Genomic DNA, 13203 nt, shown 5'->3' with positions numbered 1-13203 from the left:
GCTTCAAGATGATTTTAATAAAATAAGCATCTACATTGGCGAGAATCCTGAACTGGGACATGAAGAGTACAAGGCATGCAAGGTATTAACAGAGGAGTTAAAAAAGCATGGTTTTACCGTGGAAATTGGCACATGCGGATTGCCGACTGCTTTCACGGCAACTTATGACAGCGGTAAAGAAGGGCCTGTAATCGGTTATATGTCTGAGTACGATGCATTGCCTGAAGTTGGGCATGCATGCGGCCATAATCTAATTGGGACCATGGGAATTGCTGCCGGAATAGGTCTGAGTAAAGTGATTCATGAAACGGGAGGGAAAGTCATTGTCTTTGGAACGCCTGCAGAGGAGACAAAGGGCGGCAAGGTGACCATGGCCGAAGCGGGTGTTTTTGACGCTTTGGATGCTGCGATTATGGTTCATCCCCTCGACAATTATGTGAAGAGCGGTACATCTTTGGCGATGGATGCTATTCAATTTGAGTTTTTTGGAAAGTCAGCACATGCTGCTGCCAGTCCGCATTTGGGAATTAATGCACTGGATGCTGTTCTGCAGACGTTCAACAGCATAAATGCGCTGCGCCAGCATATCAAACCTGATGCCCGGATTCATGGAATTATCACGGAAGGGGGCAAAGCGGCAAACGTTGTTCCGGATTATGCTGTTGCCCAATTTTATGTTCGTGCGGCGAAACGTGAATATGTAAATGAATTAGTGGAAAAGGTCAAGAAATGCGCGGAAGGTGCAGCTCTGCAGACTGGCGCTGACATGAAGTGGTCGTTTTATGAATTTTCTTATGATGATATGATTACGAACAGCCCTTTATCAGAAGCATTCAATAAAGAACTGATTTCTCTGGGCATTAATGAGGAGGAAATTCTGGAACAGAAGGACGGTTCAGGGTCTCTTGACATGGGAAATGTCAGTCAGGCAGCCCCTTCCATTCATCCTTATATTAAAATCTGCAATGAAGCATATGCCTGCCATACACATGAATTCCGTGAAGCTGCCATGAGTGATCAGGCCAGAGAAGCCATGATCCTCGGAGCCAAAGCAATGGCACTCACAGGGTATGAGGTTTTAACAAACAAGGAGCTTCTCCAAAAGATTAAAGCAGAATTTGAGTCAAGCAGGGCATTTGCTTAAATGCCAAAATAAGGCCATGATCCGTAATTGGATCATGGCCTTTCTATTAGGATAAGTTTTCCCATTCTGAATACAATCCGGTTCCATTGCAGCCCTGGCAGTCAAATTGGTTAGCATGATAAGCGAATTCATTCCCTGGATAGAGTGAAAAACCCCTGCCGTAACAGTCAGGACACTTGTTTTCTTCCTTCATGCGATTAACATGATTTTGATATCTCATTTCGCGCCATTCATTAAAGGCATTCAATAATCCCATCTTTCTCACCTCAGCCAATTTTTCCTTATTTTGAATAAATTGGGCAGATTTTATACACCTCTACACAATAATATATGCATAAAATGGGACTAGTGTGAAAAAAGCTTGTCTTATTTTTATTTATATTTCCACTTTTCGCTGAGAGCTTCGATAAAAATGCTGACATTCTTTTTGTCCTGCATAATGGGGGAAAGCACATAGGAAAGAGTGCGTTTGAATACGTGATTTTTTACCTTGATAATAGACAGGTTGTTTTGTTTTACGTCCCTTGCCACTACGCTTCCGGAAAGAATGCTCATTCCCAGCCCGTTAATGAGTGTTTCTTTTATCCCCTGGTTGCTGCTGATCGTCAGGAGTGATTTCACCTTAAGGCCGTTTGATCTGACCACATGGTTAAAATACTCCCTGGTTCCTGACCCGTTCTCCCTCATAATCCATGCCTGATCCTGCAGGTCAGCAATGGTAGCTTCTTCTTTTTGTGCCAGGGGATGCTGGTTGGAGGTTACAATAAATAATTCATCCTCTAAAAACGGTGTAACAATAAGCTCCTTTTCATTTGTCTGGCCCTCAATTAAGCCGATATCGACATGATGGGAGCGGGTGGACTGAACAACTTCCTCCGTGTTGGCAATCGTCACCTGGAGATTCAGTTCAGGATATTCATGCTGCAGGTCTAGCAGAAGGGGAGGGAGGATGTATTCCCCTATAGTAAAACTGGCCGCAATTTTCAGATCCCCTTTAATGGTATGCTGCTGATCTAAGATTTCCTGCCTGGTTTGCTCGTAAATGGTAATCATCTGCTTAGCCCTGTCATATAATATTTCACCGCTGGGCGTAATTTTCAAGTATTTTGGAGAACGCTGAAATAGTTTAGTCTGAAATTCCTTCTCCAGATTTTTGATATGGAGGCTGACACTGGGCTGAGACATGAGCAGGAGATCGGCCGTTTTTGTAAAATTTTTCACTTCAGCCAAGGTGACGAATGTTTTTAACGCATCATAATGCAAAGAGATCACCCTTTTTATAATTAATAATATTAATAGTTATGATAATTAATATTTATTTTACTAATGCTAAATCATTAGGTAAAGTATTAGATATATATTTTTTATTTATAAACCCGACTTTTTTTATAGGAAAAGAAGAAATTTAAAGAAATAAGAAAAAACCAGTCTTATTCAGCTGGTTTGCGAGGTGGATCATGTTGCAACTTCAGGTAATGAACAGTCCGTTTAACCAGGAGCAGACAGAGCTCCTTAATCGTCTACTCCCAACTTTGACAGAGACTCAATCCCTCTGGCTGAGCGGGTATCTTGCCGCTGTACAGTCCTCATCATTGCAGGCTGCACCGGCAGTAGAGGAACGTCCAGCACCGGCAGCGGTGCCTTCCATTCCGAAAGAAGTGACCATTTTATTTGGATCACAGACAGGGAATGCGCAAAATCTGGCAAAAAAAGCCGGGAAAACGCTTGAGGAAAAAGGTTTTCAAGTAACGGTCTCAAGCATGAGCGACTTTAAGCCTAATAATCTTAAAAAGGTTAAAAACCTGTTAATTGTCGTCAGTACGCATGGTGAGGGAGATCCTCCTGATAACGCGCTGACATTCCATGAATTCATTCATGGAAAAAGAGCGCCGAAACTGGAAGACTTCAGGTTCTCCGTTCTGGCACTTGGCGACAGCTCCTATGAATTCTTCTGTCAGACTGGGAAGGATTTTGATAAGCGATTGGAAGAGCTTGGCGGAACTAGAATTGCACCAAGAATAGACTGCGATCTTGATTTCGACGAACCTGCAGCCGAATGGGTGGAAGCTGTATTATCCGGTTTGAGCGAAGGGGAAAGCAGCAGTCAGTCTCCTTCAGCAGCGTCAGTATCAGCGGCAGCACCAGCCGAATCAGTTTATTCCCGTTCCAACCCATTCAGGGCAGAAGTACTTGAGAATATTAATCTCAATGGCCGCGGTTCCAATAAAGAAACACGCCATCTTGAGATATCTCTGGAAGGTTCAGGACTGACGTATCAGCCTGGTGACAGCCTCGGGGTATATCCGGAAAACGATCCTGAATTGGTTGACTTATTACTAACTGAAATGAACTGGGATCCTGAGGAAACAGTCAGAGTGAAAGATGAAACAGTATCATTAAAAGAAGCGCTTACGGCACACTTTGAGATTACTGTCCTGACGAAGCTGCTTGTGGAAAAGGCTGCAAAGTTCTCCGGAAATGATGAACTCCACCAGCTTGTCTCAAACAGCACTCAGCTGAAAGCATATATTGATGGGCGAGATTTAATTGATTTAGTACGTGATTTTAAGCCATGGAACAGCACGGCACAGGAGTTTATCTCTATTTTGAGAAAAATGCCTGCCCGCCTATACTCCATCTCAAGCAGCTTTGAAGCGAATCCGGATGAAGTTCATTTAACAATCGGTGCTGTCCGCTATGATGCCCATGGCCGTGAACGGAAAGGAGTCTGCTCGATTCTTTGTGCAGAACGCCTCCAGCCTGGTGATACACTGCCAGTGTTTATTCAGCATAATGAAAACTTCAAACTGCCTGAAAATCCGGACACACCTATAATCATGGTCGGTCCGGGAACCGGAATTGCACCGTTCCGATCATTTATGCAGGAGCGTGAAGAAAGCGGCGCGGAAGGAAAGTCCTGGTTGTTCTTCGGCGATCAGCATTTCGTGACGGATTTCCTTTATCAGACTGAATGGCATAAGTGGCTTAAGGATGGAGTATTATCGAAGATGGACGTCGCTTTTTCCCGTGACGGTGATGAGAAGGTTTATGTTCAGCACAGAATGCAGGAAAACAGCAGGGAGCTATTCCAGTGGCTTGAGGAAGGTGCAGCTGTATACATCTGCGGCGATGAGAAAAACATGGCGCATGATGTCCATAACACACTTATAGATATTATTGAAAAAGAAGGCGGAATGAGCCGTGAACAGGCTGCAGAATATCTGGCTGATATGCAGAAAAATAAACGCTACCAGCGCGATGTATATTGATTTAGAAGGAAGGAGTTTTACAGCATGGTAAACCCAAACTTAAAAGCACCGGATGGCCCTCCGAGTGATGTTGAGGGAATTAAGGATCGAAGCAACTATTTGCGCGGAACGCTGGCGGAAGTTATGCAGGACAGGATCAGCGCCGGAATTCCCGATGATGATAATAGATTAATGAAGCACCATGGGAGCTATCTGCAGGATGACAGGGATCTGCGGAATGAACGCCAGAAGCAGAAGCTTGAACCAGCTTATCAGTTTATGCTCCGTCTGCGTCTTCCCGGAGGCGTCGCAACCCCCGAGCAATGGCTTGTGGTGGATGACCTGGCTGAGAAGTATGGCAACGGCACACTGAAATTAACAACACGCCAGACCTTCCAGATGCATGGAATTCTGAAATGGAATATGAAAAAGACAATTCAGGCAATCCATTCGACGATGCTTGATACGATAGCGGCATGCGGCGATGTGAACCGTAATGTAATGTGTATCTCAAATCCCGATCAATCGGAAATTCATTCAGAAGTGTATGAGCTGGCAAAGATGCTAAGTGACGATCTCCTGCCGCGCACACGTGCCTATCATGAAATCTGGCTGGATGAAGAAAAAGTAGCCGGCTCTCCTGATGTGGATGAAGAAATTGAGCCGATGTATGGCCCGCTTTATTTGCCGCGGAAATTTAAGATAGGGATTGCTGTGCCGCCTTCAAATGATATTGATGTCTTTTCACAGGATCTCGGCTTTATTGCCATCGTTGAAGATGGCAAGCTGACAGGCTTTAACGTGGCTATCGGCGGCGGAATGGGATTCTCTCACGGAGATAAGGCAACCTATCCGCAGCTTTCAAAGGTTATTGGCTTTGTGACGCCGGATATGATCTACGATGTGGCTGAGAAGGTTATTACGATTCAGCGCGATTATGGAAACCGATCTGTCCGAAAAAATGCTCGTTTTAAATATACAGTTGACCGCCTTGGGCTTGAGAATGTAATTGAAGAGCTGCAAAACCGCTTAGGCTGGAAACTGGAGGAAGCACGCGGCTTCAAGTTTGATTCTAATGGTGACCGCTATGGATGGGTAAAGGGCATCCGCGGAAAATGGCATTTTACCATGTTCATAGAAGGCGGCCGTGTGGCTGACTATGAAGATTATAAGCTGAAAACAGCACTGCGGGAGATTGCCAAAGTTCATAAAGGTGATTTCAGGCTGACAGCCAATCAGAATCTGATTATCGGCAGTGTAGCTGATGAGGATAAGGCAGAGATTGAGTCACTGATTGAAAAATATGGTCTAACAGACGGAAGCCGCTACAGCGCACTGCGCCGCGGATCCATGGCCTGTGTGGCCCTGCCGACATGCGGATTGGCGATGGCTGAGGCTGAACGCTATCTGCCTGGATTGATAGATAAAATTGATGAAATCGCCGATGAGGCAGGCTTGCGTAATGAGGAAATTACGATCCGCATGACCGGCTGCCCGAACGGCTGCGCACGACACGCACTTGGCGAAATCGGCTTTATCGGCAAGGCGGTCGGCAAATACAATATGTATCTCGGGGCAGCCTTTGACGGAAGCCGCCTCAGCAAAATGTACCGCGAAAACATTGGAGAAGAAGAAATCCTGAACGAGCTGCGCGTCATCCTGCCGCGCTACGCCCGGGAACGTCAGGACGGCGAGCATTTTGGCGATTTCGTGATCCGTGCCGGGATTATTGAAGCAACAACGGACGGGACTAATTTTCATGATTGAGGTGGAGGAAAGATGGGGCTGGTGCCCTGTCTTTTTTCCGCTCAAGTTTCGATAAACGGAAGATAAACGAAAATAAAAAGAGCTTATACGAAAGTAAATTCATCCATAAGAAAGAAAAAGGTCCTTATCAGAAAATAAATGTACGTATCCGAAAATAAATCCATCATAATGAATAAAAAGAAGGGATTTTTCTCAATAAGTACAAATTTAAACAAGATTAATATAGATTGGAGTGAAAAAATGATTGTAAAACAGCGTGAAATTCCTCTTGTGATTCTCAAATTAGAAGCTCTTCTTCGCAGGCTGCCTCCTCACCATCCAAAAATACCCTTAATTAAAGAAGAAATCAGTAAACGGAAAGCTGGATTCAAAGGTGAGACTTCTCTTGATTTTCCTTTGGGATTTTTAAACGATAAGCTTTACTATATTCTGCACGATCTTCGTTTGCCTGATGAGAACCGGTATTTTCAAATAGATACATTAATATTGTCCCTAAAGTTCGCTTTAATTTTAGAAGTGAAAAATATATCTGGAATTCTCCATTTTGATACAATTTATAATCAGCTATTTCGCAATAAGGATGGGGAAGAAAGTGTTTTTCCGTGTCCCATTGTTCAAGTGAATCGTCAGGAAAACCAACTAAAGAAATGGTTTGCTGATAATGATTTCGGACAGTTACCTATTTTTTCAAAAGTTGTAATCACTAATCCTCATACTGGAATTAAATCTATACCCCCTAATGTAAACCTCAATCAAAAAGTCATCCATAAAGAAGTACTGCCATCAAAAATAATACAAATTGAAACAAATATCTCTGAAAATCAAATCTCTGAAAAACAACTGAAGAAATCAATCCGACTCTTAAAGAGGGCAAGTGTAAAATCAGGATCATCTATTTTAGATAGATTTCAAATCAATAAGGAAGATCTCGCAACTGGTGTATTTTGTCCTAACTGAAACTTTTTGCCTATGATAAGGGTAAAGCGGACTTGGCATTGTAAAGAATGCAGGAGAAATTGTAAAGAGGCCCACATTAATGCCATTAAATATTATAGTTTGATATTTGGAACCATGATAACAAACAGGGAACTTAGGAGTTTTCTTCAAATAGAATCTATTACTGTTGCTACACGAATACTCAACTCTATGGAACTTCCCCACACCGGAGGATATAAGAACAGAAAATATGAATTAATGTCAATTGATGATAAGAATAAAGGTATTTAAAATCAAATGTCGAAACATTTAGATATCTAACCTACCAAAGGAGGATTTATCATGCCAAACGAGGAAATGCTTTTGATTCCAGGGCCGACACCTGTTGTGGATTCGATTTATGAGGCGATGTCACAGGAGACAAGGGGGCATACTGATCCAAGGTTTGCTGCTATTTATAAAAATGCGATTGAGAAGACCAGGGAGATGCTGAAGACGGATGGGGAAGTGTTTGTAATCTCTGGCTCCGGGACGATAGCAATGGAAATGGCTCTGGTTAACACGGTTGCAGCTGGAGAAAGGCTTTTGATTATAAGTCAGGGCTTCTTCGGTGATCGTTTTCAGCACTTAGCCAAGGCGTTCGGAATACATGCAGATATCATTCAGTCCGAATGGGGAAAACAGGTGGATCCCGCAGCTGTTGAGGAAAAACTTGCGTCCCATTCCTATAAAGCTGTGACGATTACCCATGCTGATACTTCTACTGGTGTTGCGGCTGACCTGGATTCCCTGGTGCCTATCATTAAAAAGCATGGTGCACTTGTCATTCTGGATGGAGTCTGTGCTACGGCGGCGATGGAAGAGGATATGAGCAAGTCATATGGCGAAGGGAAAATTGATGTCGTTTTAACAGGCTCACAGAAAGCGATCGGTGTACCCCCAGGACTGGCAATTGTAGCTTTTAACCAGACAGCGCTTGCTGCCCGCGAACAAATGGAAGGGGTCCCTGCCTACTATTGCGATATCTATAATTGGATTCCAATTATGCATGACCCCCAAAAGTACTTTGCAACGCCGCCTGTTAATTTGATTTATGCCTATGATGAGGGCATGAAACTGGTCTTGGCTGAAGGAATGGACAATCGCTACAAGCGCCATGAAGCATATGGTAAAGCTGTCAGGGCTGCACTTGCTGAATATGGAATGAAGGCAATTGCCGATGAAAATGCCGCAGCAGCAACTCTCAGCTGTATCCTTTACCCTGAAGGAATGGAAGATGCTGAATTCCGTGCATCTCTTGCGAAAAAAGGTGTCATTGTTGCCGGAGCCCTGGCTCATCTGGCAGGAAAAGCGTTCCGAATCGGCCATATGGGGAATACGACTGAAGACATGCTTGAAAAAGCCATTGTGCTGATCGGTGAAACAATGAACGAAGTGGGCTTTGAAGCAGATGTCCAAAAAGCAGTTGATAGGTTTAGAGAACTTGCATTGCCTGTTACTTAATAAGGAGGGAAAAGATGTCTGATTTGACTTTGCGGGCGGCTGAGACAGAACTCGGAGAATTTAGACTAGTAGGGATCCGCGTCTTATGCCCGCTGGATCAGTATCCAGCTGAAATTCCTAAGGCTATTAAACTATTATCTGGCCGCCTTACAGAAATAAAGGGTGCTGTAAAACCAGATCGGCTTGTTGGTGCCTTTAAAGTGGAGGAAGACTCTCCTGAAGAAGACGGATATTGGATTGGCATTGAGGTGGAGGAATTTATCAGTGTTCCTGATGGTATGTTCTCATTAGAAATACCTCCGCAAAAATATGCCTCTATCCGGCACAAAGGACCTAATGATGAGATTGGAAATACCTATAGGGAATTGCACAGCTGGATTGAAGAAAAGGGATTAAGGCGGTTGAAAAATAAGTGGCACATAGAAATCCATCATAGCTGGGAGAGTATTGAGGATTTAGATATAGAGCTGCTGGATACGATAGCATAATGTTAAAAGACTGCCATTCCGGCAGTCTTTTTCCTGAACATTACAGGATTGGAGAATGCAAGTATGGTCGATTACCGTATTAAGCGTGTGAAGGGCTACGATGAAAAAATAGGAGAACTTGTGTCAATGCTTGAACATGCCAGAGAAGTAACGCTGGAAGATATATCAGGCTTAACACATGCTGAATTGGATTTTCTTCCTGATCCGGGCAGCAATTCAATTGGCTCACTTTTGAAGCATATAGGATTTATTGAATATGTTCACCAAGTCATTACTTTCGAAAATAGAGATCTTAATGATGAAGAGCATTTAAGATGGGCCTCGGCGTATGAACTAGGCGAGAAGGCAAGGAAGGAAATTAAAGATCATCCTCTTGAATATTATTTGAAGGAACTGTCTGCAATAAGAGGAAAAACGTTAAAACATTTATCATCCAAAAAAGATTGCTGGCTATACGAAGAAGGAAAGTGGAGCAATGGAGTCCCTTTCAACAATTATTGGTTCTGGTATCACGTTATGGAGGATGAAATCAGCCATCGCGGGCAAATCCGAGTGATAAAAAGACAGCTGGCAACTCAGAAGTGATAAACTGACTGTCTGGTTTTTCCAAAAATATGAAACTAAAGTTCCTTTTGTTCGTATATAAGGTAAAACAATTAAAGGCGGTTAAACGTTTTGGGCCCTTTCAACAAGCGGAATGGCATACGGTCTGTCGCTGGGACTAGTTTTTGGAATGCTATTTGAAAATTGGGCATTGGGTATTGCCGTGGGAGTCGCCTTTGGGGCATCCTTTGGATCCTCAGAAAAGAAGTAAAGGAGGATCTGCCTTGATTAAAAATAAAAAGCTCTTTCTGACTTCAATTGTGTTAATCGTTATTTCCATGGCATTAAACTTTCCTTTTCCACATGAAAATCGACTAGGTAATGCAGGGGTTATGATTTTAAATATTCCAATTAATTCAGCGGATGGATTTCATTATACAGGGATTTTTATTCTCCTTTTACTTCTGCTGGGTATGGTCTTGCTTCATCGTTCACTCGAAAAATATCATTTGCGATCATTTTTTGCCTTTATCATCATCGTTTCCCTTCTTCCTCCTTCTCTGGCAGAGGCTTATCAAAAAACGCTGGCAAATGGCATCAATGCCGTTTCCTATATAAAAGATGAAAGTCAATGTAAGTTTGTAATGATTGGTGAAGATACTTTGCAGGGAACTTGTGAGCTGCCATTTGAAAATTACAGCAATGATGAAGTGTCTTTTACTATCGGCTTTTATGACACATATTTATTTGAAGAGGATGTAAAGATGCTTTCACTGATGAACAGCGGTAAACCTAGTAACGTTAAATTGCTCCCAAACGAAGCTAAGGTTGTCCGGATTGAGAAAGAGATCGATGTGTCAAAAATCAAAAACCACGTTGAAAATGGAGAGGCCGCTTATGTAAGCATCATTATTAAGTCAGGTGATAAAAACAGGAAATTATAAGAAGGTGCTGAAGAAATGAACATAAGATTAAAACCCGTCACAAGAGACAACTGGGAAGAAGCCATTAAGATGAAGGTAAAAGAATCGCAGCGTGACTTCGTTCCTTCAGCGGCTGTTTCACTTGCAAAGGTATATATTAAACAAGATGGGGATGCAATAGAGTATATCCCATTTTCTATATATGACAATGAACAAATGGTCGGTTTTATCATGCATGCCTATGAACCGGACACGGCTAACATGTATTGGATTAACGGTTTTTTTATTGACAAAAATTATCAGGGCAGGGGATATGGACGGCCAGCATTAGCCGAGATGATCGGCTGGATAAAAACTAAATTTCCGCAATGCGAGGAAATCCGCTTGACTGTTCATAAAGATAATCATCACGCAAGGAATCTGTATAAAAACTTCGGATTTTCCCCGACTGGAGAGATTTGGGGAGAGGAAGAAGTTTACTATTTTTCTGTAAAAGGAGATATTTATGATTAATGAAACACTAAAAATAAATAAGCAAAGCTGGGATGAAGCGGCTGAAAGGTTTTATGGGCGCAATCCGCTGCCTGAATATGGACCGCTGGCACCAACTGAAGATGATCTTCAATTGTTCGGAGATGTGCGCAGCTTAAAGATGCTGGAGATTGGGTGCGGAAGCGGGCATTCCCTAAAATATTTGGACCAGCGCGGAGCGGGTGAATTATGGGGATTGGATCTGTCTTCCAGGCAAATCGAATCCGCAAAGGAACTTCTGGTAAATTCATCTTCACGAGTAAAGTTGTTTGAATCCCCGATGGAACAAAATCCGGGAATCCCTGCTGATTACTTCGATTTCGTTTTTTCCATTTATGCGATTGGCTGGACCACGAATTTAGACTGTACGCTTAAAAACATTCATCATTACCTTAAATCAGGCGGGGTGTTTATATTCAGCTGGGAACATCCGATGTATAACCGGATTAAGGCTGAAAATGGAGCATTAATTATGGATAAATCCTATCATGAGGAAGGCTCCTATCAGCATATAGCCTGGAACCAGCCTGCCATTATGCAGCAATATAAACTAAGTACATATATCAATTTATTAATAGAAAACGGGTTTGCGATTGAAAGGGTAATTGAAGATGCCAGCCTTACTGAAGAAGATGTTCAGCGGCATGCCAATCGATGGTATTCCTATGAAAAGGCAAGAGCTGTACCCGCTGCTTTTATTATTAAATGCAGAAAGCTGTACCCAATGGAGATGAAAAAATGAACGAAGAAATCATGATTGATTGCGGTGAAGTAATCCTCAGGGAATACCGGATGGAGGATGTCCAAGCACTCCATGAAATTACTTCCCAGCCGGAAGTTTATGAGTTTATTCAAGGTGCACAGGCTACGCTGGAGCAGCGGGTGAACTGGATGAAGAATTATGAAATTCCGGCGAATAAAAAATTCAAGTCCTCGATGCCAGAACTGAAAAATGCAGGATTTTTGAATTTGGGAATTATTCTAAAGGAAACTGGTGAGTTTATAGGCTTTTGCAATACAGGAATAAAGGATGAATTGCCTGAACCGAACAGGGAAATTGGCTATGCCATATCAAAGCACTGGCGGAATAAAGGCTATTCCACCCTTGCTGCAAAAGGGCTAATAGGTTTTCTTTTTGAAAAAACGGCTCTTGAAACACTAAATGCTGTTGCATTAACCAGCAACGCCAGTTCCAATAAAGTTCTGCAAAAATGCGGTTTCAAGCTTGCTGGCGAAATAAAGATTGATGGAGATCAGTTTTCCCATTACATCATGAGAAAAAAGGATTGGGTATAAATAATTTCAAAGACACCCGCCATTCAATAGGGGGGTGTCCCGTTATTTTGGTTAAAGATCAGATTTAGGATTTGTATTAAATGTCCCGTTTTTATTTTCCTGTTCATGTCCGCGCACCTGGTCTCCGCCATTTCCCTTTTCGTGCACCTTTTTGCCGCCTAGCTTTACATTTGGATATTCTTGTTCCCGCATGGTCTTCACCTCCATGTTAATTAAATTATCCATAAAGGATAAAAATATATAAATTTTGGGGTTTTTATATGGAAATAACACTAATCAGACATGGCAGGTCAGCACAAATTGAAAATCACCGCATGAACAGCAAGGAATACAAAAAATGGGTTGAAGCGTATAACCATTTAGGGATAGTTGAGGGTGAGAGCTGCTCTAAGGATGCAATCGAAAAAGGGGCAACATCATCAATTTTACTCACAAGTGATTTAAGAAGGGCGATCGAGTCGGCAAGAACCCTTAACCCTTCAGCAAAGATACAATCAGATCCGTTATTCAGGGAAATGGAATTGCCGATGCCTGACATTAATTTTCCAGGAGTGAGATTAAGGCCAAATACATGGGCTGTATTATTAAGATTACTTTGGATCTGCGGCTATTCACAGGGGTGTGAATCATACAGTGAGGCAAAGTACCGGGCAAAACGGGCATCATTAAAGTTAACTTCTTTTGCGAAAGAACATCAGCATGCCGTTCTCATAGGGCACGGATTTTTCAACCTCTATATTGCAAAAGAACTTCAAAAATCCGGATGGACCGGGAAGAGAAGAACAGGTTCAAAGCATTGGAATGCAGTCACTTACACGATTTAA

16 protein-coding genes are annotated in these 13203 nt (G+C 42.6%); 13 read left to right on the top strand and 3 right to left on the bottom strand.

What is annotated here, in order from left to right; translation table 11 throughout:
* On the top strand, window positions 1–1144 hold a 1144-nt coding region (locus BFI01S_RS12595), incomplete at its 5' end, for a M20 family metallopeptidase (RefSeq protein ID WP_061792933.1).
* 46 nt (window positions 1145–1190) lie between these two features.
* Here the strand turns inward: BFI01S_RS12595 and BFI01S_RS12590 are convergent.
* Window positions 1191–1400, bottom strand: a complete 210-nt coding sequence (locus BFI01S_RS12590; RefSeq protein ID WP_061792932.1) for a hypothetical protein — start codon at window positions 1398–1400, stop codon at window positions 1191–1193.
* Between the two features lie 116 nt (window positions 1401–1516).
* On the bottom strand, window positions 1517–2407 hold the full coding sequence (locus BFI01S_RS12585) for a LysR family transcriptional regulator (protein WP_061792931.1): 891 nt from the start codon (window positions 2405–2407) through the stop codon (window positions 1517–1519).
* A gap of 197 nt (window positions 2408–2604) precedes the next feature.
* Between BFI01S_RS12585 and BFI01S_RS12580 the strand changes: the two genes are divergently transcribed.
* From BFI01S_RS12580 to BFI01S_RS12535, 11 genes are all read left to right on the top strand, one after another.
* The gene (locus tag BFI01S_RS12580) at window positions 2605–4413 is read left to right on the top strand and encodes an assimilatory sulfite reductase (NADPH) flavoprotein subunit (protein ID WP_061792930.1); all 1809 of its coding nucleotides are present in this window, start codon (window positions 2605–2607) and stop codon (window positions 4411–4413) included.
* A 24-nt stretch (window positions 4414–4437) separates the two neighbouring features.
* The gene (gene cysI, locus BFI01S_RS12575; protein WP_061792929.1) at window positions 4438–6159 is read left to right on the top strand and encodes an assimilatory sulfite reductase (NADPH) hemoprotein subunit; all 1722 of its coding nucleotides are present in this window, start codon (window positions 4438–4440) and stop codon (window positions 6157–6159) included.
* 240 nt (window positions 6160–6399) lie between these two features.
* On the top strand, window positions 6400–7116 hold the full coding sequence (locus BFI01S_RS12570; protein WP_235831177.1) for a nuclease-related domain-containing protein: 717 nt from the start codon (window positions 6400–6402) through the stop codon (window positions 7114–7116).
* Between the two features lie 321 nt (window positions 7117–7437).
* Window positions 7438–8598: a pyridoxal-phosphate-dependent aminotransferase family protein gene (locus BFI01S_RS12565; RefSeq protein ID WP_061792928.1), complete on the top strand. Its 1161-nt coding sequence runs from the start codon at window positions 7438–7440 to the stop codon at window positions 8596–8598.
* Between the two features lie 14 nt (window positions 8599–8612).
* Complete coding sequence (locus BFI01S_RS12560; RefSeq protein WP_061792927.1) at window positions 8613–9086, top strand: GyrI-like domain-containing protein; 474 nt, start codon at window positions 8613–8615, stop codon at window positions 9084–9086.
* 63 nt (window positions 9087–9149) lie between these two features.
* Window positions 9150–9671, top strand: coding sequence for a DinB family protein (locus BFI01S_RS12555; protein ID WP_061792926.1), 522 nt, complete (start codon window positions 9150–9152; stop codon window positions 9669–9671).
* A 112-nt stretch (window positions 9672–9783) separates the two neighbouring features.
* Complete coding sequence (locus BFI01S_RS24740) at window positions 9784–9900, top strand: glycine zipper domain-containing protein (RefSeq protein ID WP_478219364.1); 117 nt, start codon at window positions 9784–9786, stop codon at window positions 9898–9900.
* A gap of 13 nt (window positions 9901–9913) precedes the next feature.
* Window positions 9914–10573: a hypothetical protein gene (locus tag BFI01S_RS12550; protein ID WP_061792925.1), complete on the top strand. Its 660-nt coding sequence runs from the start codon at window positions 9914–9916 to the stop codon at window positions 10571–10573.
* Window positions 10574–10588: 15 nt separating this feature from the next.
* Window positions 10589–11065: a GNAT family N-acetyltransferase gene (locus BFI01S_RS12545; RefSeq protein ID WP_061792924.1), complete on the top strand. Its 477-nt coding sequence runs from the start codon at window positions 10589–10591 to the stop codon at window positions 11063–11065.
* Window positions 11058–11825: a class I SAM-dependent methyltransferase gene (locus tag BFI01S_RS12540; RefSeq protein ID WP_061792923.1), complete on the top strand. Its 768-nt coding sequence runs from the start codon at window positions 11058–11060 to the stop codon at window positions 11823–11825. The genes BFI01S_RS12545 and BFI01S_RS12540 overlap by 8 nt, the downstream gene beginning before the upstream one ends.
* Window positions 11822–12379 carry a GNAT family N-acetyltransferase gene (locus BFI01S_RS12535; RefSeq protein ID WP_061792922.1) on the top strand — a complete coding sequence of 186 codons (558 nt, stop codon included), beginning with the start codon at window positions 11822–11824 and terminating at the stop codon, window positions 12377–12379. Before BFI01S_RS12540 ends, BFI01S_RS12535 begins: the two co-directional genes overlap by 4 nt.
* A gap of 51 nt (window positions 12380–12430) precedes the next feature.
* On the opposite strand, the gene BFI01S_RS23385 is transcribed toward BFI01S_RS12535, so the two are convergent.
* Entirely contained in the window at window positions 12431–12571 is a 141-nt protein-coding gene (locus BFI01S_RS23385) for a hypothetical protein (protein ID WP_169799759.1), read from the bottom strand.
* 68 nt (window positions 12572–12639) lie between these two features.
* Between BFI01S_RS23385 and BFI01S_RS12530 the strand changes: the two genes are divergently transcribed.
* Window positions 12640–13203, top strand: coding sequence for a histidine phosphatase family protein (locus BFI01S_RS12530; RefSeq protein WP_061792921.1), 564 nt, complete (start codon window positions 12640–12642; stop codon window positions 13201–13203).

It is taken from the genome of Cytobacillus firmus NBRC 15306, from assembly GCF_001591465.1.
GTDB lineage: Bacteria > Bacillota > Bacilli > Bacillales > Cytobacillaceae > Cytobacillus > Cytobacillus firmus.
The sequence above is the reverse complement of the archived record's forward strand: the minus strand, read 5'-3'. Positions and strand labels throughout refer to the sequence as shown.

Bases quoted from the DNA above. Each gene is read 5' to 3' on its own strand.
- BFI01S_RS12590 (WP_061792932.1), bottom strand. From the start codon at position 1,400: ATGGGATTATTGAATGCCTTTAATGAATGGCGCGAAATGAGATATCAA.
- cysI (WP_061792929.1), top strand. From the start codon at position 4,438: ATGGTAAACCCAAACTTAAAAGCACCGGATGGCCCTCCGAGTGATGTT.
- BFI01S_RS12570 (WP_235831177.1), top strand. From the start codon at position 6,400: ATGATTGTAAAACAGCGTGAAATTCCTCTTGTGATTCTCAAATTAGAA.
- BFI01S_RS12565 (WP_061792928.1), top strand. From the start codon at position 7,438: ATGCCAAACGAGGAAATGCTTTTGATTCCAGGGCCGACACCTGTTGTG.
- BFI01S_RS12560 (WP_061792927.1), top strand. From the start codon at position 8,613: ATGTCTGATTTGACTTTGCGGGCGGCTGAGACAGAACTCGGAGAATTT.
- BFI01S_RS12555 (WP_061792926.1), top strand. From the start codon at position 9,150: ATGGTCGATTACCGTATTAAGCGTGTGAAGGGCTACGATGAAAAAATA.
- BFI01S_RS24740 (WP_478219364.1), top strand. From the start codon at position 9,784: ATGGCATACGGTCTGTCGCTGGGACTAGTTTTTGGAATGCTATTTGAA.
- BFI01S_RS12545 (WP_061792924.1), top strand. From the start codon at position 10,589: ATGAACATAAGATTAAAACCCGTCACAAGAGACAACTGGGAAGAAGCC.
- BFI01S_RS12540 (WP_061792923.1), top strand. From the start codon at position 11,058: ATGATTAATGAAACACTAAAAATAAATAAGCAAAGCTGGGATGAAGCG.
- BFI01S_RS12535 (WP_061792922.1), top strand. From the start codon at position 11,822: ATGAACGAAGAAATCATGATTGATTGCGGTGAAGTAATCCTCAGGGAA.
- BFI01S_RS23385 (WP_169799759.1), bottom strand. From the start codon at position 12,571: ATGCGGGAACAAGAATATCCAAATGTAAAGCTAGGCGGCAAAAAGGTG.
- BFI01S_RS12530 (WP_061792921.1), top strand. From the start codon at position 12,640: ATGGAAATAACACTAATCAGACATGGCAGGTCAGCACAAATTGAAAAT.